Source organism: Marinoscillum sp. MHG1-6, assembly GCF_024714475.1.
Lineage (GTDB): Bacteria > Bacteroidota > Bacteroidia > Cytophagales > Cyclobacteriaceae > JAMZMI01.
In genome coordinates this window covers 150,930-173,789 of the sequence record NZ_JAMZMI010000002.1, presented here as the reverse complement: position 1 = coordinate 173,789, position 22,860 = coordinate 150,930, and the positions used below count along the sequence as shown (strand labels likewise).

24 protein-coding genes and 1 tRNA gene are annotated in these 22,860 nt (G+C 42.7%); 15 read left to right on the top strand and 10 right to left on the bottom strand.

The window, feature by feature from the left end; translation table 11 throughout:
* Positions 1-19: 19 nt before the first annotated feature.
* A complete protein-coding gene (locus NXR94_RS04605; protein ID WP_258103408.1) occupies positions 20-2,086 on the top strand; it encodes a T9SS type A sorting domain-containing protein in 2,067 nt (688 codons plus the stop codon).
* 93 nt (positions 2,087-2,179) lie between these two features.
* Entirely contained in the window at positions 2,180-3,106 is a 927-nt protein-coding gene (locus tag NXR94_RS04600; protein WP_258103407.1) for an ROK family protein, read from the top strand.
* Positions 3,107-3,414: 308 nt separating this feature from the next.
* Here NXR94_RS04600 and NXR94_RS04595 read toward each other — a convergent pair.
* Positions 3,415-3,488 (bottom strand) — tRNA-Met (locus NXR94_RS04595).
* Between the two features lie 302 nt (positions 3,489-3,790).
* Between NXR94_RS04595 and NXR94_RS04590 the strand changes: the two genes are divergently transcribed.
* From NXR94_RS04590 to hslV, 7 genes are all read left to right on the top strand, one after another.
* Positions 3,791-4,174 carry an START-like domain-containing protein gene (locus tag NXR94_RS04590; protein ID WP_258103406.1) on the top strand — a complete coding sequence of 128 codons (384 nt, stop codon included), beginning with the start codon at positions 3,791-3,793 and terminating at the stop codon, positions 4,172-4,174.
* A 61-nt stretch (positions 4,175-4,235) separates the two neighbouring features.
* Positions 4,236-5,924, top strand: a complete 1,689-nt coding sequence (locus NXR94_RS04585) for an LptF/LptG family permease (RefSeq protein ID WP_258103405.1) — start codon at positions 4,236-4,238, stop codon at positions 5,922-5,924.
* An 82-nt stretch (positions 5,925-6,006) separates the two neighbouring features.
* A complete protein-coding gene (gene rpsO / locus NXR94_RS04580; protein WP_258103404.1) occupies positions 6,007-6,276 on the top strand; it encodes a 30S ribosomal protein S15 in 270 nt (89 codons plus the stop codon).
* Positions 6,277-6,381: 105 nt separating this feature from the next.
* Complete coding sequence (pnp, locus tag NXR94_RS04575; RefSeq protein ID WP_258103403.1) at positions 6,382-8,526, top strand: polyribonucleotide nucleotidyltransferase; 2,145 nt, start codon at positions 6,382-6,384, stop codon at positions 8,524-8,526.
* A gap of 63 nt (positions 8,527-8,589) precedes the next feature.
* The gene (locus tag NXR94_RS04570) at positions 8,590-9,450 is read left to right on the top strand and encodes an RNA polymerase sigma factor RpoD/SigA (RefSeq protein ID WP_258103402.1); all 861 of its coding nucleotides are present in this window, start codon (positions 8,590-8,592) and stop codon (positions 9,448-9,450) included.
* 84 nt (positions 9,451-9,534) lie between these two features.
* Positions 9,535-10,494: a thioredoxin-disulfide reductase gene (gene trxB, locus NXR94_RS04565; protein WP_258103401.1), complete on the top strand. Its 960-nt coding sequence runs from the start codon at positions 9,535-9,537 to the stop codon at positions 10,492-10,494.
* Between the two features lie 81 nt (positions 10,495-10,575).
* The gene (gene hslV, locus NXR94_RS04560; RefSeq protein WP_258103400.1) at positions 10,576-11,118 is read left to right on the top strand and encodes an ATP-dependent protease subunit HslV; all 543 of its coding nucleotides are present in this window, start codon (positions 10,576-10,578) and stop codon (positions 11,116-11,118) included.
* A 56-nt stretch (positions 11,119-11,174) separates the two neighbouring features.
* Here hslV and NXR94_RS04555 read toward each other — a convergent pair whose 3' ends face one another.
* Complete coding sequence (locus tag NXR94_RS04555; protein WP_258103399.1) at positions 11,175-11,753, bottom strand: YceI family protein; 579 nt, start codon at positions 11,751-11,753, stop codon at positions 11,175-11,177.
* A gap of 166 nt (positions 11,754-11,919) precedes the next feature.
* Between NXR94_RS04555 and NXR94_RS04550 the strand changes: the two genes are divergently transcribed.
* Entirely contained in the window at positions 11,920-12,483 is a 564-nt protein-coding gene (locus NXR94_RS04550; protein WP_258103398.1) for a DUF3109 family protein, read from the top strand.
* Here the strand turns inward: NXR94_RS04550 and NXR94_RS04545 are convergent.
* The 8 genes from NXR94_RS04545 to pdxA form a co-directional block, all read right to left on the bottom strand.
* Positions 12,450-13,085: a hypothetical protein gene (locus NXR94_RS04545; protein ID WP_258103397.1), complete on the bottom strand. Its 636-nt coding sequence runs from the start codon at positions 13,083-13,085 to the stop codon at positions 12,450-12,452. The two genes, NXR94_RS04550 and NXR94_RS04545, sit on opposite strands and share 34 nt — an antisense overlap.
* 6 nt (positions 13,086-13,091) lie before the next feature.
* The gene (gene accC / locus NXR94_RS04540) at positions 13,092-14,444 is read right to left on the bottom strand and encodes an acetyl-CoA carboxylase biotin carboxylase subunit (protein WP_258103396.1); all 1,353 of its coding nucleotides are present in this window, start codon (positions 14,442-14,444) and stop codon (positions 13,092-13,094) included.
* 12 nt (positions 14,445-14,456) lie between these two features.
* On the bottom strand, positions 14,457-14,930 hold the full coding sequence (gene accB, locus NXR94_RS04535; protein ID WP_258103395.1) for an acetyl-CoA carboxylase biotin carboxyl carrier protein: 474 nt from the start codon (positions 14,928-14,930) through the stop codon (positions 14,457-14,459).
* A gap of 136 nt (positions 14,931-15,066) precedes the next feature.
* Positions 15,067-15,630 carry an elongation factor P gene (efp, locus tag NXR94_RS04530; RefSeq protein WP_258103394.1) on the bottom strand — a complete coding sequence of 188 codons (564 nt, stop codon included), beginning with the start codon at positions 15,628-15,630 and terminating at the stop codon, positions 15,067-15,069.
* A 20-nt stretch (positions 15,631-15,650) separates the two neighbouring features.
* Entirely contained in the window at positions 15,651-16,649 is a 999-nt protein-coding gene (locus NXR94_RS04525; protein WP_258103393.1) for a beta-ketoacyl-ACP synthase III, read from the bottom strand.
* A 22-nt stretch (positions 16,650-16,671) separates the two neighbouring features.
* A complete protein-coding gene (gene rpmF, locus NXR94_RS04520) occupies positions 16,672-16,863 on the bottom strand; it encodes a 50S ribosomal protein L32 (RefSeq protein ID WP_258103392.1) in 192 nt (63 codons plus the stop codon).
* A gap of 14 nt (positions 16,864-16,877) precedes the next feature.
* A complete protein-coding gene (locus NXR94_RS04515) occupies positions 16,878-17,408 on the bottom strand; it encodes a DUF177 domain-containing protein (protein ID WP_258103391.1) in 531 nt (176 codons plus the stop codon).
* A 73-nt stretch (positions 17,409-17,481) separates the two neighbouring features.
* Positions 17,482-18,513, bottom strand: a complete 1,032-nt coding sequence (gene pdxA / locus NXR94_RS04510; RefSeq protein ID WP_258103390.1) for a 4-hydroxythreonine-4-phosphate dehydrogenase PdxA — start codon at positions 18,511-18,513, stop codon at positions 17,482-17,484.
* A gap of 58 nt (positions 18,514-18,571) precedes the next feature.
* On the opposite strand from pdxA, the gene rsmA reads away from it, so the two are divergent.
* The 5 genes from rsmA to NXR94_RS04485 all read left to right on the top strand — a co-directional run bounded on the left by rsmA (position 18,572) and on the right by NXR94_RS04485 (position 22,638).
* Complete coding sequence (rsmA, locus tag NXR94_RS04505; RefSeq protein ID WP_258103389.1) at positions 18,572-19,339, top strand: 16S rRNA (adenine(1518)-N(6)/adenine(1519)-N(6))-dimethyltransferase RsmA; 768 nt, start codon at positions 18,572-18,574, stop codon at positions 19,337-19,339.
* Positions 19,339-20,703, top strand: a complete 1,365-nt coding sequence (mgtE, locus tag NXR94_RS04500) for a magnesium transporter (protein WP_258103388.1) — start codon at positions 19,339-19,341, stop codon at positions 20,701-20,703. The genes rsmA and mgtE overlap by 1 nt, the downstream gene beginning before the upstream one ends.
* A 3-nt stretch (positions 20,704-20,706) precedes the next feature.
* Positions 20,707-21,648 carry an NAD(P)-dependent oxidoreductase gene (locus tag NXR94_RS04495; RefSeq protein WP_258103387.1) on the top strand — a complete coding sequence of 314 codons (942 nt, stop codon included), beginning with the start codon at positions 20,707-20,709 and terminating at the stop codon, positions 21,646-21,648.
* Positions 21,649-21,763: 115 nt separating this feature from the next.
* A complete protein-coding gene (greA, locus tag NXR94_RS04490) occupies positions 21,764-22,237 on the top strand; it encodes a transcription elongation factor GreA (RefSeq protein ID WP_258103386.1) in 474 nt (157 codons plus the stop codon).
* Positions 22,237-22,638 (top strand): HIT family protein, encoded by a 402-nt coding sequence (locus NXR94_RS04485; protein ID WP_258103385.1) that lies wholly within the window; start codon positions 22,237-22,239, stop codon positions 22,636-22,638. The genes greA and NXR94_RS04485 overlap by 1 nt, the downstream gene beginning before the upstream one ends.
* Positions 22,639-22,860: the final 222 nt, after the last annotated feature.

Genomic DNA, 22,860 nt, shown 5'->3' with positions numbered 1-22,860 from the left:
GCATTAACTCTAGAAAATTATGAATTCCTTTTTTACCAGAACACTCTTCTTCACCCTTGCTCTTGTCTTGGTTGTCTTGTCATATGGACAGACAGTTGAAATCAATGGTACAGGCTATGGTTCGATTTCTGCAGCTATTACAGCTGCTACAAATGGCGATGTGATTGATATCACGGGCATACACACTGAGACGATTTCAATTAGCGACAAAAGCATCACATTAAGAGGAACAGATCCTGCAACTGACATCATTCAGGCAGCAGAAACTGCAGGAACAGCAAGCGGTAGGGTGATTACTATTGCTGACCCTTTGGAGACAATCAATGTGACAATTGAAAACCTCGGAATAAGATACGGAAAAGCTACTGAGAATGGAGGTGGCATTTCTGTAGATAAGATTCTCGGCAAATTGACACTGAACAATTTGATCATTGAGCAAAACAGTACAGATAAAAATGGTGGTGGTTTTAGTGCGGCAGGTTCGGATGTGGATATAATTGAATGTTCTATTATTAACAATACTTCATCGTTGGATGGCGGGGGTATTATTTTGGCTCCGAATAATGGAGTAGCAACCGACAGTGATGTTAAATTTTTTCGTTCGTTGGTGGATGGAAATATCGGTAGAAATGGGGGAGGTATATATATCAATGGAAACAAAGGCTTCGGTGATAATAACCAAATAAGTGTGTATCTGGAAAATACCACCATTTCGAATAATACCTCCTCAAGCGGAACCAGTGGTAATGGCGGAGGGGCCATTTGGTCAAAGAGCGTGTTGTGGTTAGGTGACAACACCAGCGGCAATGTTACACTACAACTGGTTCATTCCACTTTATATAAGAACGTTCACTCATCGGCACTAAAAAATGGTATTCAATTTACCGGTGTTGATGGTTCCCTAAACAACTTCAGTATTTACAACTCAATTGTTGTTAGTGCAGACGATATTGCGGAGAAGGCCTTAAATTTCGCTAACACCAATACAACCGCAGCAATCAATAACATTTTTGGAGGATTGGAAAATGTACCTACCTTGGTTAATGATGAGGCAAATAACAACTCAACCGGAAAGACCGCAACATTTATTGGTATAGCATCGACCCTATCTGATGAGGGTGGCAATGTACAAGTGTTCCCGTTAGTGAAAGGGGCTAGTGCTATTGACTATTGTACTGTATCGACCGGTATTACCCTGCCAACGACTGATGCGGTAGGAACAAATCGTGACGGATCGCCGGATGCGGGCGCAACTGAATATGTTCCGAACAATCCGCCTGTGGTTGAGTCTACATTGGGTGACTTAGTATTTGATGTTGGATTCACTTCTCACGAAGTGGATATAACTGGCCTTTTCTCTGATCCCGATGGTGATCCGCTGACGATAGATGTAGATGTCGAAAATACTAACGTTGTGAGTGCAAACTTGTCCGCAAATACGCTGACCATTACTGAGGTGGGGACAGGAACAACTTTGATCACCGTCATAGCATATGATGAGGAAGATACTGTTTCGGAGAGCTTCAGCGTGACAGTTGGTACCAACAACGCACCAACAGTAGTAAACGCTATTTCTGATAAGGAATTTCAAGAAGGCTTCTCATCGAGTACTATTGACTTGTCCAGTACTTTCTCAGATGCTGATGGGGACACAATAACTCTAGTTGTAGAAGTCGCTGATGAAACTGTGCTTACTGCTTCCCTGGATAGCACATCCCTGACTTTGACAGAAGTAGCATTAGGTTCAACGACCGTCACAGTGACAGCTAGTGATGGAAACGGCGGCAGTGTATCGGAAACCTTTAATGTAGTTATCAACCCAATTCCATTGGCTTTAAATTCAAAACAACTTGACCTAAAGGTTTATCCTAACCCGACGATCTCTGAAATAAACATTTCTGTCGATGCAACCATGAGGTTAGAGGCAGTTTCGGTTTTGGATTTAAATGGGAGAAAATGGGTGCTTCCGATGCAATTCAGTAGAAATCAGACACAGGTCGATGTAAGCAGTTTGAGAACAGGTAAGTACTTTTTGGTTATGCAAATCGATGGTAACGTAACCGTAAGACCATTTATTAAGAAATAAACAATATACTAAGGCAGCTTGTCGAGGACGAGCGAAAGTGGGCTTTCTAATTGAAAGTCCACTTTTAATATTTTACAAACTAGTAGTCATCAGATGTTGGATTTAGCAATTGTAGCAGATATAGGTGGGAGTCACATTACTAGCGTGGCAGTAGACATTGACTCTCATTATATCATGAAGGAGTCTTTTTCGCGGGTACCTGTAAACAGTCATGCCCCGATCGGAGAAATCATATCGACTTGGTCGGAAGCCATAAATGATACCATTGCCAAAACTAATGGTCATACTATTTCAGGGGTTGGGATTGCTATCCCAGGTCCATTCGATTATTTAAATGGAATTTCACTCCTCGATGGATCAAATGGTAAATACGGATCAACCTGTGGGAGGGATATTGGTCAACTTCTCAGTGAATCATTGTCTGCCGATTATCCGATTAGATTTATTAATGATGCCACGGCTTATGGGATGGGTGAGGATGTCTGCGGCGCTAGCAAGTTATACGCTTCCTCAATCGCCCTCACACTTGGTACAGGGCTTGGTTCTGCCTTTATTACTGATGGTTTGCCGGTTGTTAACGGAGAAAAGGTGCCGGAAAATGGATGTCTTTGGCACCTACCTTTTCGTGATGGAACCGTGGAAGATTACTTCTCCTCTCGTGGCTTGATTGCAAGGTATGAGGCCCAATCCGGTCATAAGGTGGCTACAGTTAAGGAGATTGCAGAACTTGTGATGGTGGATGAAACGGCCAGGTCGGCGATGGAGGATTTTGGTCTTAGATTGGCAGAGTGTTTGGCACCTTGGATCAAAGTTTTTGAACCTGATTGTGTCGTGATCGGGGGAAATATTTCCCGTGCTTTTGAATACTTTGGGCCTAGTATGCAAAAGGCCACCAACAAGTCTGAATTGAAAATTGTGACTACAGCGCTTTTTGAAGAAGCCGCCCTTATAGGGGCAAGTCGGCTGATTGAACCTGGTTATTTCGAACGAATTTATCCATTGCTCCCACATCTTAAGTAATTATTACAAATCCTTAAAAATATCAGAGCTGAACCTTTTTAACTTGGACGAAGTTGAATTTGGGAAAAATAGATAAAGATAGTCGAGAGGGTTTTTGGCTTTCTTCCAAATTAGGCGCGCAAATTATGTGGTGTTGAATAACCTGGGGGGAGTCTTTGCATGAAGTTATGCGAAAATAAATCGATGATGCGTTGGATCAGCATGCGTATAGAGGTTGAGGAGTGAGTCTATGAAAATTTTGATTCAATGAACTTTTACCCCATAAATGAAAAAAGCAGTCACATTTTTGAGACTGCTTGATTTTCAAGTAGCGAGGGGGGGAATTGAACCCCCGACCTCCGGGTTATGAATCCGACGCTCTAACCATCTGAGCTACCTCGCCATATCTTTCAATTTTTGGAGAACTCCCGGCCTCCAGGTTAGTTTGTTTAGGTCCTATGTCCGACGCTCTAACCATTCGGGGCGCGCAGCCTGAGCTACCTCGCCATATCTTTCAGTTTTGGAGAGCTTTTTCTCCTTGAAGGACCATGAATCCAACGCTTCAAGTACCCATTGATTTGGCTAAATCCGCTTGACTTAGCTCGCCCTCCCTGAAAAGGAGTGCAAATCTAAAAAGTTTTCTTTTTTAACCTAGCATATTGTGCATTTGAATTTTTTTTTTACCTTATCCTAAAATTGATTTTCATGGCTAAGGAGTTATTTGTCGGCGAATACCCAATCAATGCGTCTAAAAAAATGTTGTACCCTTATATCAGTACAGCATCGGGTTTGTCTCAGTGGTTTGCGGATGATGTGAATATTAACGAAGACAAACAATACACATTCATATGGGATGGCGATGAGAACAAGGCCAAAATGGTTGGAAGCCGGGTCAATTCATTTGCTCGTTTTGAATTTGACGGTGAAGATGACGATGAGCCACCTTACATTGAATTTCGACTTGAGATGAACGACCTCACCCAGGAAGTGTTTATCCGAATTAGCGACTATTCTGAGATAGATCAGGATGAACTTCAGGAGCTCTATGAGAGCCTGGTTCATGACCTGAAGGAAATTGTGGGCGGTTGATGTAATACTTTTTCTATTACCCTTCTCGTTACACACTCACATTCTCCATCTTTGTGTCTGGATGAGAAAACTCGACAGATTTATAATAGGCTCTTTTATTGGCCCATTCCTGCTGACTACAGGGCTTGCCACGTTTGTACTGCTCATTCAGTACATGATGAAGTATTTCGATGATCTCGTGGGCAAGAATCTAGGGTTTGCGGTATTTGCGGAACTCTTGTTTTACTTCAGCCTTAATATGTTGCAAGTCGCCTTACCTCTTGGGGTATTGGTTTCATCGCTGATGACCTTTGGGAATCTAGGTGAGAAGTTTGAGCTGACTGCTATTAAAAGTGCCGGTATATCCCTCGTAAGAGCCCTTCAACCCGTATTGCTTTTTGTGGTTGTGCTTGCCTATCTGGCTTTCAACTTTAATAATTATGTAGTCCCCTCAGTCAACCTGAAAGCTTATAGCCTGCTTTATGATATTAAGCAAAAGAAAGCAGCTTTGAACATAACAGCAGGGGTGTTTTACGATGAGATTCCGGATTACAGTATCTATGCCAAAGAGAAACTACCAGACAATAAGACTTTAAAGGATGTTATGATCTACGATCATACAACCGGAAACGGTAATAAGCGGGTGATTCTGGCTGATTCGAGTCTGATGTATACCATTCTCAATGAGAAGTATCTAAAGTTGGAGCTGTTTGATGGGTACTACTTCATGGAAGAAGAAAAGAAGCGGGAAACGATCGATCAGTTGTTCAGATCCAAGTTTGAAAAGATGGACATTGTATTTAACCTGTCCAGTTTCGATTTGCAACGTACAAAAGAGGAGTTGTTTCAGAACAACCGCCAAATGAAAAACCTCAAGCAACTTAACTCGGATATTGATTCGTTAAAAATTGTGGCGGTTCAGACAGGGCGAGGAATGTTCGCGAATATTTGGCCTTCATATAAGTACTTCTTTAACGATCGAGGCAAAAAGCTCCAGGATATTTTTAAAGTTGAGGAAAAGCGGGATAGTGCTCGACAGGCACTTGGGGAATCAATTTTGATGACTGCAGGATTGATGCCGGACTTTATGCAGGACAAACCGATCAGATCAGTCATAGTTGATAGAAAGCCAAAAATCCTTGCAGCCAGGGAACTGGCGGATTCAATGCGCGTGGCGGAAGATTCACTTTTAGCACAAGATTCACTGGCAGTTGAGGATTCACTGGCCAGTTCGATTGTTCTGGATAAGAAAGTAGCAGATTCTGTTAAAGCAGAATCAGTTAAAGATTGGGCCTATCTGGACAGCTTTCAAAAGTCTAAGGATCATGATATTTTGCTGTTTGCGAAGAACAATGCCCAGAATGTCAAGGTGAATTTGGGGAGCACCAAAATTCGATTGTACAACCTTCATAGAGATATCAGTAAATACACCATTGAGAAGCATAAGAAATACAGTCAGGCGGTGGCGTGTATTGTTATGTTTTTGATAGGGGCTCCATTGGGGGCTATCATTAAGAAGGGAGGACTAGGTGTTCCGGTGATTATATCTATTGCTTTCTTTTTGAGCTACTATGTGACTTCGATCATGTGTTATAAATGGGCCAACGAAGGATTGTTAAATCCGGTGGTTGCCGCCTGGCTGGGGAATGTAGTACTTTTGCCTTTTGGCTTGTTCTTCCTAAGACAGGCCAGAATCGACGCCAGGTTGTTTGAGGTTGATTTTTACAATATTTGGATCGATAAATTAAAATCGAGGTTTGCAAAAAGATAAGAAAGTTTTATTGCTTTTAAAATACATTCCTTCTAAATTTGCGCCTTGATTTAAGCGGAAAAAATATAATTTAAATATTCGGATGTATTTAACTAAGGAAGTAAAAGAAGGTTTTTTCAGTAAGTACGGAAAGGGTACTAACGACACAGGATCTTCTGAAGGCCAAATTGCTCTTTTCACTCACAGGATCAATCACCTTACAGAGCATTTGAAATCGAATAAAAAAGACCACTCGTCTCGACTTGGTCTTCTTAAGCTAGTAGGTAAAAGAAGAAGACTACTAGACCACTTGCATGAGTCTGATATCGAAAGGTACAGAAGCATCATCGCAGAGTTAGGAATTCGTAAGTAATCGAATTATTAAAAACATTACGGGAATCATCTTAGGATTCCCTTTTTTATTTTCAGGCGCCTGGGGAAAATAGAGGCTCCTGACATCATTTTAACATGAATTAATATGAAGCCTCAAGGTATTACCAAGGTGATTTCTCTTTCCGATGGAAGGGAAATTTCAATCGAAACCGGCCGCCTGGCCAAACAAGCTGATGGATCTGTTGTAGTAAGAATGGGCAAGGCAATGATGCTTGCCACCGTAGTTTCTAAAACAGAGGCAGGAGAGGGAGTTGACTTCCTTCCATTATCAGTTGACTATCAGGAGAAATTTGCATCAGCAGGAAAGATTCCTGGTGGATTTCTGAAAAGAGAGGGTAAACTCTCTGACTATGAAGTGTTGATCAGCCGTTTGGTTGACCGTGCACTTAGACCATTGTTCCCGGATGATTATCATGCAGATACTCAGGTGGTGATCTCTTTGATCTCTGCTGATCCTGAGGTAATGCCTGATTCATTGGCGGCCCTGGCTGCGTCATCTGCTTTGGCTGTTTCTGATATCCCTTTCAACGGACCGATTTCGGAAGTAAGGGTGATCAAAATCAATGGCGAATTCAAAGTGAATCCTTCGCCGGCAGAGGTAGAAGCTGCAGAACTTGATTTGATTGTTGCTGGTTCAGCTACCGACATCAATATGGTGGAAGGTGAGTGCAAGGAAGTGAGCGAAGCAGATATGCTTGAAGCAATCAAAAAGGCACACGAAGAGATCAAACTTCAATGTGCTGCACAGGCTGAGCTTACCGTAGAAACCGGAAAAACAGAGAAAAGAGAATATAATCACGAGCCGAAAGATGAAGCATTTGAGGCAGTGATTCGTGAGAAATGCTACGATGCTTGCTACGCGATCGCGAAGGAAGGTCTGGCGAATAAAAAAGTTAGAGGGGAGAAATTCGAAGCTGTTCTTGAGTCTTTCCTTGAGGGATATACAGAAGAAGAGAAAGAGGAGCTGGATAGTTTCCTTCTTAAGAAGTATTTCCATGATGTTCAAAAAGATGCGGTTAGAAACTGTGTTTTGGACACAAGCCTGAGATTGGATGGTAGAAAATTGGATGAAGTAAGACCAATTTGGTCTGAAGTGGATTACTTACCATCAGCACACGGTTCAGCTGTATTTACACGTGGTGAAACTCAGTCACTATCTACTGTTACTTTAGGTTCTAAAATGGATGAGCAGATGATTGATGGAGCAATGTTCTCCGGATACAACAAATTCATCCTTCATTATAACTTCCCGGCATTTTCTACCGGTGAGGTAAGACCAAACAGAGGTCCTGGACGTAGAGAAGTTGGACATGGCAATCTGGCTATGAGAGCCCTTAAGCCAATGATCCCAACCGAGGACAATCCATATACCATCCGAATTGTTTCAGATATCCTTGAATCAAATGGTTCGTCATCTATGGCTACTGTTTGTGCGGGTACACTTTCACTTTTGGATGCAGGTATTAATATCAAAGCTCCTGTTTCTGGTATCGCTATGGGAATGATCTCTGATAGCAAAACAGGACGTTATGCGGTGCTATCTGATATCCTTGGTGACGAAGATCATCTGGGTGATATGGACTTCAAAGTTACTGGTACGGAAAATGGTGTTACGGCATGTCAGATGGATATCAAAGTGGACGGACTGTCTTATGATGTTTTGGCTGAGGCACTTGATCAGGCTAAAAGAGGTCGACTTCATATCCTTGGAGAAATGAATAAGACCATTTCAGCTCCGAGAACAGAACTTAAGCCAAATGCACCAAGACTTGTTCAGATCAATATCGAGAGAGATATGATCGGTGCGGTGATCGGACCTGGAGGAAAGGTAGTTCAGGAAATCCAAAGAGAATCTGGTGCTACTGTAACCATCGAAGAAGTAGATAAAGGTGGTGTAGTAACCGTATTTGCTGCGAATAAAGAAGCTCTTGACGATGCCGTAGGAAGAATCAAGGCGATCGTTGCAGTGCCGGAAGTTGGTGAGATCTACAGTGGAAAAGTTAAGGCGATAATGCCTTTCGGTGCCTTTGTGGAGATTCTGCCAGGAAAAGACGGCTTGCTTCATATTTCTGAAATCAAATGGGAACGTCTTGAAAAAATGGACGGTGTTCTTGAAGTAGGAGAAGAGGTAAAAGTGAAGTTGGTAGACATCGATAAGAAGACTGGTAAATACAGACTTTCTAGAAAAGTTTTGTTGCCGAAGCCTGAAAAGCAAGCTAAAGCTGACTAAATTTAGTGGTGGTTGGATATGCTTGAGAGCTTAATTCACTCTTGGGCACAAACACGCACCGCTATGAGACAGCTCAAGATAAGTAAACAGATTACAAACCGGGAGAACGCCTCTCTCGATAAATACCTACAAGAGATAGGTAAGTATGAGCTAATTTCACCCGATGAAGAGGTGGAGTTAGCTCAACGTATTAAAGGGGGTGACTCCATTGCTCTTGAGCGTCTTACCATGGCCAATCTCCGGTTCGTGGTATCGGTAGCCAAACAGTATCAAAATCAGGGATTAACATTGGGTGATTTGATTAACGAGGGAAATCTTGGTTTGATCAAAGCCGCTCAGCGCTTTGACGAGACGCGCGGGTTTAAGTTTATTTCTTATGCGGTCTGGTGGATTCGTCAATCGATACTTCAGGCTTTGGCCGAACAGGCAAGGATAGTAAGGCTTCCGTTGAATCGGGTGGGCTCCCTGAATAAGATTAACAAAACCTTTGCAGAACTCGAACAGAAATTTGAACGTGAGCCGTCTCCTGACGAAATGGCCGAATTTCTGGACATGACAACCCTGGAGGTGGTGGATACGATAAGGATCTCCGGCAGGCATATTTCTGTAGATGCGCCATTTTCAGGAAGCGATGAGGGAAGTTTACTCGACGTCATGGAAGATGATTCAGAGGAAACACCTGATGGTACTTTGTTGTCAGATTCCTTAAGAACGGAGGTGAAACGGGTGTTAGCCACACTTACACAGCGTGAAGAAGACGTTGTTGCACTGTACTATGGACTGAATGGAGAGACCATGACTTTGGAAGAAATTGGTTCCAGGCTGGGCCTGACGCGAGAGCGGGTAAGACAGATTAAGGAGAAGGCAATACGCAGATTGAGACATAATACAAGAAGTAGGTCATTAAAACCATATTTAGGTTAGCCAATATGGCAGAATGATCCATTTTGGATATAATTTTGTTAACCCTTCTGACGAGACACGTTTTATAGAAAAACATAATTCGAAATGGCGATAGAAAAAGTAAAAGTATTGATCATTGGTTCAGGTCCCGCAGGATATACAGCGGCGATTTATGCTTCAAGAGCCGGACTTACTCCTGTATTATATCAGGGAGGACAGCCTGGTGGACAGTTGACCATCACAAATGATGTGGAAAATTACCCCGGATACCCTGACGGTGTAATGGGTCCGCAAATGATGGTGGACTTCCAGAAGCAAGCAGAACGTTTTGGAGCCGATATCAGATACGGAATGGTAACGTCAGTCGATTTCTCAGGATGGCCCCATAAAGTGACGGTTGATGAGAAAGTGGAGATCGAGGCGGAAGCAGTCATTATATCTACCGGAGCATCTGCCAAATGGCTGGGAATAGAAAGTGAGCAAAGACTGAATGGTAAAGGAGTGTCTGCCTGTGCGGTTTGTGATGGATTCTTCTTCAGAGGACAGGATGTTGCTATTGTCGGTGGTGGTGATACCGCTGCGGAAGAGGCGACCTATCTCTCTAAGCTTGTGAATAAAGTCTACATGCTGGTAAGAAGGGATGAATTAAGAGCATCTCAGATCATGCAGCACAGAGTCATGAATACACCGAACATTGAAGTGCTTTGGAATACACAAACGGAAGAGGTACTTGGAGGTGAAGAAGTAGAAGGTGTGCGTGTGAAAGATACTGTGACCGGGGAAACCAGGGAAATTCCAGTTCAGGGATTCTTCGTGGCAATTGGTCACAAGCCAAATACGGATATATTCAAAGACTATCTTGAACTTGATGAGAGTGGATATATTAAGGCCATACCAGGTACTTCGAAGACTAACGTTGAAGGTGTATTTGCAACCGGTGATGCCCAGGACAAAGTTTATCGTCAGGCGGTTACTGCAGCCGGTTCAGGTTGTATGGGAGCCCTGGATGCTGAAAGGTTCCTGGCTGAAAAGGAAATGGAATTAGCTGAGAGCACCTCAGCTTGATCATAAAACAAAATCATCTAAGCCATTGTGAATAGTTAGGTTAAAACTGTTTGCAATGGCTTTTTATTTAAAATCTAACACATGAGTACCCCAAAAATTCACGCGACTACCGTTCTGGCAGTGAAGCACAATGGACAAATTGCTATTGGTGCTGATGGACAAGCTACCATGGGTAATACAGTAGCAAAAAGCCATGTCAAGAAGATCAGGAAGCTAGCTGATGGTAAAGTAGTCACCGGTTTTGCCGGATCCACAGCCGATGCTTTTACGCTCCTGGATCGGTTTGATGAAAAACTGAGTGCCTATTCGGGAAACCTGAAAAGGGCTGCCGTAGAGTTGGCGAAAGATTGGCGTACAGATAAGTACCTGCGTCAATTAGAAGCTATGATGATTGTTGCAGATAAGAATGAAGTCTTAGTGGTCTCCGGAACCGGAGACGTACTAGAACCCGATGAAGATGTAGCCTCTATTGGAAGTGGAAGCATGTACGCGCGTTCTGCTGCCCTCGCATTGAAAAAACATGCTGCGCATCTCACGGCAGAGGAAATGGTCAAGGAAGGGCTGACAATCGCTGCAGATATCTGCATCTATACCAATCACAATCATGTGATTGAGGTGGTTTAAATACAAAAAAAAGGAGGCCGAGGCCTCCTTTTCTCTTGTATGCTTAATTAGCTCGTTTATTTCGCAGCAACGATGCTTACGCTAAGCTCAAAATCATCGTAGATAGTCTTGTCACCCAGGTCGTCAAAGAAGCTACCAGAACCGTATTTTACGTTAAATTTAGAACGGTCGATTACGATGTTGGCTGTACCAGTTACCTTGTCATCAGCAACTACCAACTGAACAGGAAAGTCAATAGGTTGTGTAATGCCTTTAATGGTGATCTCTCCTGTAACGTTATATTTTCCAGCGCCTAATGCCTTCGCTTTTTTGATCACAAAGTTTGAAGTAGGATACTTCTCTACTCCAAAGAAATCATCAGACTTTAGATGTCCTTCTAATTTTGATTTCCACTCGCCCTCAAGATCTTCGCTAACTAAAGAGGTCATATCAACTGTAAAAGATCCGCCAACCAGTTTGCCTTCTTCCAATTTTAAAGTTCCACTTTGAACCTCAATTGATCCATTGTGTTGTCCTGTCACTTTTTTACCTACCCACGCAATGGAGCTTTCCTCTGTGTCTACTGAATAAGTTGCATCTGTTCCATCTCCTGATGAAAGTAGCAATGAAATTGATAATAGAATTGTTTGTAACATGTTCGTTTGAATATTTTATACCTCAAATTTAAATATATGTATATACATATATGTATAAACTTCTAACGAATGTCAGAATAAATGGTTCCATTTTGTTTCTAATTTTTTTTCAGAACTCACTTCTGGCCGGGCTAGCTTAACTTTGTGACCTCAAAACCATTCATTCATGATTCAAATTGGTAAAACACTCATTTCGGATGATATCAAAGAAGAATTCTTCGTTTGTGATCTCGAACGGTGTAAAGGGGCCTGCTGTGTAGAGGGAGATTTGGGCGCTCCATTACTGGAGGAGGAGCTACCTCAGATTGAAGATGTTGTTGAGGTGGTGAAAGATTATCTTCCCAGGGGGGCCATTGACGCATTAGAGAAAAACGGACCCTACCTACTAGATGAAGAAGGCGACTTTAGTACCACAACCATCGATAATAAGGAGTGTGCTTTTGCTTATTATGATGAGAGGGGGATATTAAAATGTGGAATAGAGCAGGCGCATAAGGATGGTAAGACTGACTTTAGAAAACCCATTTCCTGTCACCTGTACCCTATCAGGGTGGTTAAACTTCATGATCATTTGGCACTGAATTATGATCGTTGGCAGATATGTTCCCCAGCCTGTGAGCTGGGTGCATCATTGAAAGTTCCCGTGTACAAATTTTTGAAGGAACCTCTCATTAGAAAGTTTGGAGAAGTGTGGTATCAGGAGCTGGTTGAGAAGATTGAAGCTTCCTGATTGAGCTCTCTAAGGACATTGCCGTGGAACTGGTCAAGAGCTTTGGTGTGAAAGATAGGATAGAGGTATTTATCTCTGATTTTTGAGTCCCCTTTATACCTGGTTTCATGAACGATTCTGGTGGTATGTTCATCTACCTCCACCAATTTTATCCATTGTGAACCCTGAGATTTTCCCTTGTCCACGTAACAGCTTTTGATCACCTTGTTTTCATGATCTACCTCGTTGATCTCATGGATGACAGGAATCTGAAGTAGAGAGCCAAGAATATTCAGACGAATAAAGTACAGCTGACCTTTTTGTAACTGATCGAAATCACTGTCCCTGTAAAGCACTTGATCATCGGGTCTTGAATAAACAATGCCCAAAGAGATCATGGCACTATCCCAGCATGCAGTCGGATGAAGGAAAATGTATTTCTCCCAAACGTTATTGATGTTGAATGGGAAAGTATATTCTTTACAGTGATAAAAATAAGGTTCCTCAGTAGGGGAGTAACATACCGGAATTAACTCTTCAAGAGTCTTTAATTTTGAGGTTTTCAGGAACTTCCTGATAGCCCGTTGTGGGACCCTTGAAAAGTCAATCTCCGATACTAACAACGATGTTTAGTTTTCTTTTAAAGAACTAAAATCAAATGTCTCCAGAAACTTAGTGGTGAATTTTCCTGACTGGAAGCCCGGATCATCCATCAACTTAAGGTGGAAAGGAATAGTCGTTTTGATTCCTTCAATGACCATCTCAGACAGGGCTCTTTTCATACGAACAAGGGCCTCTTCTCTTGATTGTGCTGAGACGATCAGCTTGGCAATCATAGAGTCATAGAACGGCGGAATCACATAACCAGCGTACACATGGCTATCCACACGCACACCATGCCCACCAGGAAGGTGAAGGTTTGTGATTTTACCCGGACTTGGTCTGAAATCATTTAATGGATCCTCAGCATTAATTCTGCACTCAATGGAGAAAAGCTGAGGGTAATAGTTTCTACCGGAAATCGGAATGCCGGCAGCTACTTTTATTTGTTCTTTGATCAGATCAAAGTCTGTTACTTCTTCAGTAATTGGGTGCTCTACCTGGATACGAGTATTCATTTCCATGAAGTAGAAATCACCATGTTTATCTACAAGGAACTCCACTGTACCGGCACCTTCGTATTTGATGGCCTCGGCACCTTTGATGGCAGCCTGTCCCATTCTTTCTCTGAGTTCCTGAGACACAATTGGAGAAGGTGTTTCTTCCGTTAGCTTTTGGTGTCTTCTTTGGATAGAGCAATCTCTTTCAGACAAGTGACACGCTTTTCCGGTGCTATCGCCGATGATCTGTATTTCTATATGTCTAGGCTCCTCAACAAACTTCTCAAGGTACAGTCCATCATTACCAAAAGCGGCACCAGCCTCTTGTCTGGCGTCATCCCAGGCTTTCTTGAAGTCCTTGTCTGTTTTTACCAGTCTCATACCTTTACCACCACCACCGGCAGTTGCTTTAAGCATGACAGGGTACCCAACATCACTCGCAAGCTTCATTCCCTCTTCGATAGATGCCAATAGGCCATCGGAACCGGGGATGGTAGGTACACCTGCTTTTTTCATGGTTTCCTTAGCCGTAGCCTTGTCACCCATGGCGTTGATCATTTCAGCGGAAGCACCGATGAATTTGATACCGTATTCTTCACAAACGCGTGAAAATTCAGCATTCTCGGCCAAGAAACCATATCCCGGATGGATCGCATCGGCATTGGTGATTTCTGCTGCAGAAATGATTTGTGGAATTTTCAGGTAAGAGTCTTTACTCGCAGGCGGTCCGATACAAACAGCCTCATCAGCAAATCTCACATGTAAACTATCCCGATCTGCTGTTGAGTAAACGGCCACCGTTTTGATGCCCATTTCTTTGCAGGTACGGATGATTCGCAGGGCTATTTCACCCCTGTTAGCAACTAATATCTTATTAAACACGGGCCTTAAGTTTTATGCTGGCTCAACCAGGAATAATGGCTGATCAAATTCTACCGGCTGAGCATTTTCAACCAATACTTTTACGATTTTACCTGAAACCTCAGATTCAATTTCATTGAAGAGTTTCATGGCTTCTACGATACATACAGTATCACCAGGCTTAACCATATCTCCAACTTTAATGAAAGCTCCGGATTCCGGATTCGGGCTATCATAGAATGTTCCAATCATTGGAGATTTGATGGTTATTGTTCCCGCATCAGCAGCCGGTGCAGCTTTAGCTGCTTCAGGGGCAGCCTGAGCAGGAGTTGAAGGTTGTGGAGCTGGAGCTGCAGCTACCACCGGAGCAGCAGCAGGAGCTGATGCAGCCGTTTGATTAGGGGTTCTTTTTACTTTTATTTTGAATTCCTCTGTTTCGATGTTGACCTCTTCAAGGCCTGTTGCAGATATAAAGTCAATTAAGTCTCGAATTTCTTTTGCTTTCATTGGTTTTTATTTTCGAATCACGAAGGTAAGCCTTAAACACTTTGCCGTCAAATAATATTACCTGTTTGGTCACTGGTAATAGCAGATGGGGAGGTGGGTTATGTGGCTTATTTAGTTAAGTAAAAGCTAATCTAGTTTATTTTACCCGTTCTACGTAGGAACTCGTTTGGGTATTCACTTTGATGATTTCGTCCTGCTCGATGAATAAAGGAACCTGGATGGTAGCTCCGGTTTCTAATTCTGCAGGTTTTGAAGCGTTAGTGGCTGTGTCTCCTTTTAGCCCAGGCTCTGTGTAAACTACCTGAAGGACAACATGCTGTGGCAACTCACAACCCAATACTTTTTCTTCTTCCGCATGAAAAAGTACTTCCACTTCCTGTCCGTCTTTTAAAAATTGAGGCGCATTGATCAATTCTTCCTGGATCGGGATTTGTTCGAAAGTGTTACTGTCCATGAAGTTGTAACCCAGATCATCTTTATACAGGTATTGATAATCTCTGCGCTCTACGCGTGCAGTGGTTACTTTATGACCAGCAGTAAAGGTGTTGTCAATAACTCTTCCTGTAGTCAAACTTTTTAGCTTGGTTCTAACAAAAGCAGGACCTTTTCCGGGTTTCACATGCTGAAACTCCACGATAGCGAACAGGTCATGGTTGAATTCGATGACAAGTCCATTTCTAAAATCTGCTGTAGTAGCCATTATGTTATAAGTTGAGTTGCTTATTTAGGATCGTATGCCCACTTGAGCCAGATAGCTCCCCAGGTGAATCCTCCACCAAATGCCGCTAAGATAAGGTTGTCACCCTTTTTTAGCTGAGATTCATAATCCCAAAGACAAAGAGGAAGGGTACCAGCTGTGGTATTGCCATAGCGCTCAATATTGAGCATTACTTTTTCGTCACCAACACCCATTCGACGGGCGGTGGCATCGATGATTCTTTTATTTGCCTGGTGAGGAACCAGGTAGCGGATATCGTCTCCCGTGAGGTTGTTTCGTTGCATCACCTCTGCAGAAACATCTGCCATGTTAGTTACCGCAAATTTGAATACGGTAGAGCCTTCTTGATAGGCAAAGTGCTCACGGTTTTGGATGGTTTCAGGGCTGGCAGGTTTCAAACTACCTCCTGCTTTGATGTGAAGATATGGCGCTCCTGATCCGTCGGATCTAAGAATAGAGTCCATTACTCCAAAGCCTTCTGTGTTGGGCTCAAGAAGTGCAGCACCACCACCATCTCCAAAAATGATACAGGTAGTTCGGTCAGTGTAGTCAATGATAGAAGACATTTTGTCGGCTCCAACCACCACTACTTTTTTGTACATTCCGGACTCAATAAAGCTGGCAGCAGTTGCTACCGCATAAAGGAATCCTGAGCAGGCGGCACTCATATCGTATCCAAATGAGTTGACCGCACCTACATTAGCTGCAATTAAGTTAGCTGTAGCAGGAAAAGGCATATCCGGAGTTACCGTAGCACAAAGAATCAGGTCAATGTCTTTCGGATCGGTATTGGTTTTTTCCAGCAGGCCTTTTACAGCTTGCGTACCAATCACTGACGTTCCCTGATTATCTCCTTTAAGTATTCTTCTTTCTTTGATACCGGTTCTGGAGGTGATCCACTCATCAGAGGTTTCCACCATTGTTTCGAGTTCCTGATTTGTTAAAACGTAATCAGGAACCCAACCATGTACTCCGGTTATAGCTGCTCGTACTTTTGACATTCTTAAGAAATTTAGCCCCTAATTAAGCTAAAACTTCTTTCTCCATTACAACTTTACCTTTATAGTAAAGTTTGCCTTCATGCCAAAAAGCTCTGTGTGGTAGGTGAGCTTCACCTGTAGTCTGACAAATCACATAACCTTTAGGATCTGCTTTGTAGTGAGTTCTTCTTTTGTCCCTTCTGGTTTTCGAAATTTTTCGTTTAGGATGCGCCATCGCTTTGTTTAATTTTAATCTTTAAGTTTTTTTAATGCTTCCCAGCGAGGATCTACTTCATCGTCTTTCGACTCTTCAGGAGATTCTTCACCACCGGAAGTATATATTAAGTCTTCTTGTTCGTCTTCATCTGCAAACCTGGGATGCAGCTTTTTCATCGGAACGGCCAGACTAATAAATTCATAAATAAAATCACCAACGTTAAAGCTTGGAGAGTCCTTCCTGATCACAAAAACTTCTTCACTTAGCTCGTAATCATCCTCACCAAACTTGATGATAATATCTTCTTCAATCGCAATCGGGTATTCAAATGGATCAAGACTTCTGTCACAAATCAACTCCACTTCTGCATTAATTTCAAAGTGAAGGTTCATCATGGTCTCAGACTTCTTCAAACTCAACTTGCATTGCCCTGAGCCCTTTTCTACCAGGCTATTCTCTTTGGCTGCAAACAATTTGTTGTCAATTTCAAACTCAAATTCATGCAGCTTATTAGATAAGCCGAAAATGTTGATCTGAAATTCTCTAAGATGCTTGAATCCCATAGCCTCCCTTTCGCTTAAAGAACCGCAAATTTAGGATAAATAAGTGTATAAAAAAACAAATTTGATCAGCGTTTTACCCTTCGGTTTCTGCTCTGTTTAAAACGATATCTTTTGCGTAAAATAGTGCGTTTCTGAAGGAGGTCGGATCGGCTTCATTTTTACCCGCAAGGGAGAAAGCTGTCCCATGATCGGGTGAGGTTCTGACGAATGGAAGTCCTGCCGTGAAATTCACCCCTGACTCGAAGGCCATATTTTTAAAGGGGATCAACCCCTGGTCATGGTACATCGCCAGAATTCCGTCGAAGGCCTTGAATTGCGAGCTACCGAAAAAGCCATCAGCAGGGAACGGCCCGAATACCAGATTACCCTGATTTTTCATATCTTCAATAACAGGTGTGATAATATCATTTTCTTCAGAACCTAAAAGTCCGTTTTCACCAGCATGAGGATTCAATCCCAGGATGGCAATTTTGGGCTTTTTAATCCCGAAATCCTTTTTGATTGACTCCAAAAGAATCTTGAGTTTGGATTTCACTTTCTTCTTCGTGATGTTCTCTGAAACCTCTTTGATCGGGATATGACCCGTAACAACACCGACTCGGAGATCTTCATTTACCAGGAGCATCAGACTGTCCTGGGCTTCTCCTTGTTGAGTGAGGTACTCAGTATGACCCGGGAAATTAAATTCATCTGATTGTACCAGATCCTTACTCAAAGGTGCCGTGCAAAGGGCATCAATTTTTTTCTTTTTAAGATCTTCCATCACACTTTGTAGCGACTTAAGGGCATAGGAGCCACTTTGCTTGTCACCTTGTCCGGGTGTGATTTCCAGTTCTCCCTCGTAGGGCACGTTGAGTAGATTGAACTTCCTGTGTTTTATCTGGTCAGCGGAGTTGATTTGATTGTAATTGAGGTTCTGAATACCAAGCTCCTTTCGGTAAAATGCCATAATGCGTGCATCACAGTATACTACCGGGGTCACGAATTTATAAACTCGGTTATCCATCAGGGTCTTCAGGATTACCTCTGGTCCAACCCCATTATAATCACCCACAGAAATACCGACAATCGGATTATTGTTTTTACTATGAGAAGAATCACGCATTTTATGTCAATTTTGCAGGCGCTAAGATATAAATGATTTCGGTCTAACACTTTGGATATTGGAAAGAGTAAGAGCAAAAAAACACCTGGGACAGCACTTTTTGAAAGATGAAAATATAGCTTTCAAAATAGTCGAAGCCCTTGATGCTTCCGGATTAGGGTCCGTTTTGGAAGTAGGACCTGGGACAGGTGTGCTTACTAAATATCTACTGGAACGAATGGGGGATGAGTTCAAGGCTTATGATGTTGATCAGGAGTCTGTTAGCTACCTAAAAAAGCATTATTCAGACCATGAAGATAAATTCCTTTACGCGGATTTTTTGAAGTCGGATTTGTCAGTATTGAAAGGGCCAATTGGTGTAATTGGAAACTTTCCTTACAACATATCTTCTCAGCTTTTCTTCAAGATATGGGATCATCGTGATGAGGTCAAGGAAGTGGTGTGCATGATTCAAAAGGAAGTGGCAGATAGAATTGTTGCGAAGGAGGGAAATAAGACTTACGGCATCCTGAGCGTGCTACTACAAGCTTTTTATGAAATCGAATATTTATTTTCCGTACCCCCTCATGTATTCAGCCCACCTCCTAAGGTGCAATCAGCTGTAATACGACTGGTGCGTAGACCAAATGAAAGAATAGGATGCGACGAAAAGCTATTTAAAGCGGTGATCAAAGCTGCCTTTGGAAAGCGACGCAAGACGTTGCGCAACGCCTTAAAAGATTTAGCTTTGCAGATCGAAGATACTTCGGAAGAAGTCTTTGATAAGCGAGCGGAGCAACTTTCCGTGCAGCAGTTTATAGATCTCACTAATAAACTCTCAGCATAATGGAAGCAATCATGCAATTTGAGCTTTCCAAAGAATTTTTGGAGCGTTTTCAACAAGCGCTTGATGAGAGTGATGAATCCTTTATCAAACAGAGTCTGGAAGGAGTAAACCCTGCGGATATTACTTCATTACTCTATGAGTTTGATGCCGATCAGTGTAAGTACGTCTTTGGCCTACTACCTCTGGAAGCAGATGCTGCCATTCTTCAGGATCTGGATGCCGATGTACGTGAAGGCTTTTTAAAGCACTTTACGCCAAAAGAGCTTGCCGGCTATCTGGAGCATATGGATTCGGATGATGGAGCGGATATTTTGTATCAGCTGCCGCTAAAGGTACGTGAGGAAGTTATTAAGGATATCGAAAATGAGGAGAAGGCCAGTCACTTGCTGGATCTTCTGAGGTATCCGGAAGATGTGGCCGGTGGTCTGATGGCTAAGGAGATGATCCGTGCCAATGTGAACTGGACCATTTTGCAATGTATCGATGAGATCAGAAAGCAAGCGGAGAACGTGCAGCGGATCTATTCGGTATATGTCGTGGATGATAAGGGAAAGTTGCTCGGTCGTGTGAGTTTGAAGAAAATCATTCTTGCAGATGACAACACCCGAATCGCAGATATATTCGATGATGATTTGGTGGCCGTAGAAACCCACATGGAGGACGAGGAAGTGGCTGCTATGATGACTAAATATGATTTAGATGCTGTGCCGGTAGTCAATGCCAGGGGAAAGCTGGTGGGACGTATTACGATTGATGACATTGTAGATGTGATCACGGAGCAGGCAGAAGAAGAGCGACAGATCATGGCGGGTATCAGCTCAGATGTCGAAGAAGATGACTCTGTTTGGGATCTTTCCAAAGCGCGCCTGCCATGGCTGATCATAGGTATGGCCGGAGGTTTTCTGGGAGCGCAGTTTTTAGGGCTTTTTGAAGGAGACATTGCTATAATACCTGCATTGGCCTTTTTTATTCCGTTGATTACCGCAACGGGCGGTAATGTGGGAATTCAATCATCTTCGATCGTGGTTCAAAGTTTGGCCAACCCAAATGTTTTTGCCGGAACGATGCTTCAAAGGTTGTTCAAAGTATTACTCGTTGCCATCGTAAATGGGGTGATCCTGGCGCTGATGGTCTTTGGGGCGGTGATGTTGGTGAACAAAAATCAGGAGCTCGCTATGACGGTTTCACTAGCCTTATTTAGTGTGGTGCTGCTGGCGTCCTTTATGGGCACGGTCACTCCCTTGATACTGGATAAATTTGGAATCAATCCTGCTCTGGCATCCGGTCCGTTTATAACTACCGCGAACGATTTACTGGGTTTAGCCGTTTATTTCTCTGTCGCACATTTGTTGTACAATTTATAATTCATGAAGAAGGTACTTATTGCCGATGATATGCACTTGAGCATAACTGAAATGCTTATTGAGGCAGGTTTTGATCCCGATTATCAACCCAAAATCACGCGAGATGAAATGCTTAAGGTGATAGGGGAATTTCATGGTTTGATCATTCGTAGTAAAACGAATGTGGATCGTGAAATGCTGGATGCTGCTACGAAGCTGGAATTCGTTGGTAGAGCAGGGGCAGGAATAGATAAAATTGACTACCCATACCTGACAAGTAAAAATATTCGGCTGGTGAATGCGCCTGAGGGAAACCGTGATGCGGTAGGGGAGCAGACCATTGGGGTTTTGCTGTCCTTGTTACATCGAATCAACCTGGCCAACAGGGAGGTGAAAAATGATATTTGGGATCGTGAAGGCAATAGAGGTTTTGAGCTGAAAAACAGAACGGTGGGTGTATTTGGCTATGGCTTTATGGGTAGTTCATTGGCCGGCAAGCTAAAAGGGTTTCAATGTCGGGTGATCGCCTATGACAAATACAAGTCAGGATTCAGCAATGAATTCGTTGAGCAGGTGGACCTGGATACCTTCAAAGCTGAAACTGAGATTCTTAGTATTCACGTGCCATTGACTGCCGAAACACGTCAATTATTTAATGCGGATTTTTTCAATGCGTTTCCAAAGCTGAAAATAGTACTAAACACAGCCAGGGGGGAAGTGTTGAACTCTGCTGGTCTGCTTGAGCTACTTGAAAGTGGCAAGCTATGGGGAGCAGGGCTTGATGTACTTGAAAACGAAAAGATCAACAAGTTGAGTTCTGAAGAACAGGAGGTTTTTGATCGGTTGAAAAAGCTGGATAATGTGATTCTGACACCTCATGTGGCAGGTTGGACACATGAATCTTATGAGAGAATCAATAGAGTGATTGTAAATAAGCTTCAGGAAGCTGGTTTGGCCGTAGGTTAAGCGGTCTTTTCTATAGGAAGCATTATATTTGCTGAAATTTTAAGGGAAAAAGAAATTTAAAGATAGAAACGGTTCCGAAAGGGCCGTTCTTTTTTGTTTAACGGAGTAGATACATATGTCAGAACTTAATTATTACACTAAGGAAGGTTTGCAAAAACTCAAGGATGAACTAACTGAGTTGAAGACCAAAGGACGTGCAGATATGGCAAAGCAAATTGCGGAGGCAAGGGATAAGGGAGACCTTAGTGAAAATGCTGAGTATGATGCGGCCAAAGATGCGCAGGGTTTGCTGGAGCTTAAAATCTCCAAATTGGAAACTGTTGTAGCAAATGCTCGTGTAATAGATGAGTCGAGCCTTGATACTTCCAAAGTTGGGATTTTGGCAAACGTGAAAATCAAGAACAAAAAGAACGGGGCTGAGATGAAGTATCAACTGGTTTCTGAAGAAGAGTCTGACCTGAAACTGGGTAAAATTTCTATCAAATCTCCAATTGGAAAAGGTTTGGTGGGTAAAAAGGTAGGTGATGTCGCCATGATCGATGTGCCTGCCGGTAAAATGGAATTTGAGATCCTTGAGATATCTTTCTAATGCCAAGTATTTTTTCCCGTATTATTTCCAGAGATATTCCCGGATACATTGTTGCCGAGGATGATAATTATCTCGCCTTTCTTGATATTAATCCATTGGCCGAAGGACATACGCTGGTGATCCCTAAACTGGAGGTGGATTACATCTTTGATTTAGAGGATGAGGTGCTTGCGGGCTTGCATGTCTTTGCCAAGAAAGTGGCCCGAGGCATTGAAAAGGTCGTTCCTTGCGAAAGAATAGGAGTGACCGTCATAGGTCTGGAGGTTCCTCACGCTCACGTACATTTGATCCCTATCAATGGCGTACATGACATGGACTTTAGCCAGATGAAACTTTCCTTCTCCAATGAGGAATTTGCTGAAATAGCCAAAAAGATCAAAGCAGCCATAGAAGAGGGCTAAGAAAATAAAACACCCTAAATAAAAAATCCCCATGAGCTACTCATGGGGATTTTTTATATCTAATCAGTAGCTGCTTGAAAATGAATCCCCCGGCTTTCAGCCACCCCCTTTTGAAAGGGGGCGAGGGGAATTTTAAAGATTGATCAAATCGCTGGTTTTAACTGGTAATTTGATAGCGATGTTTGCAAAGGAATCCCCTGGCTTTCAGCCACCCCCTTATTA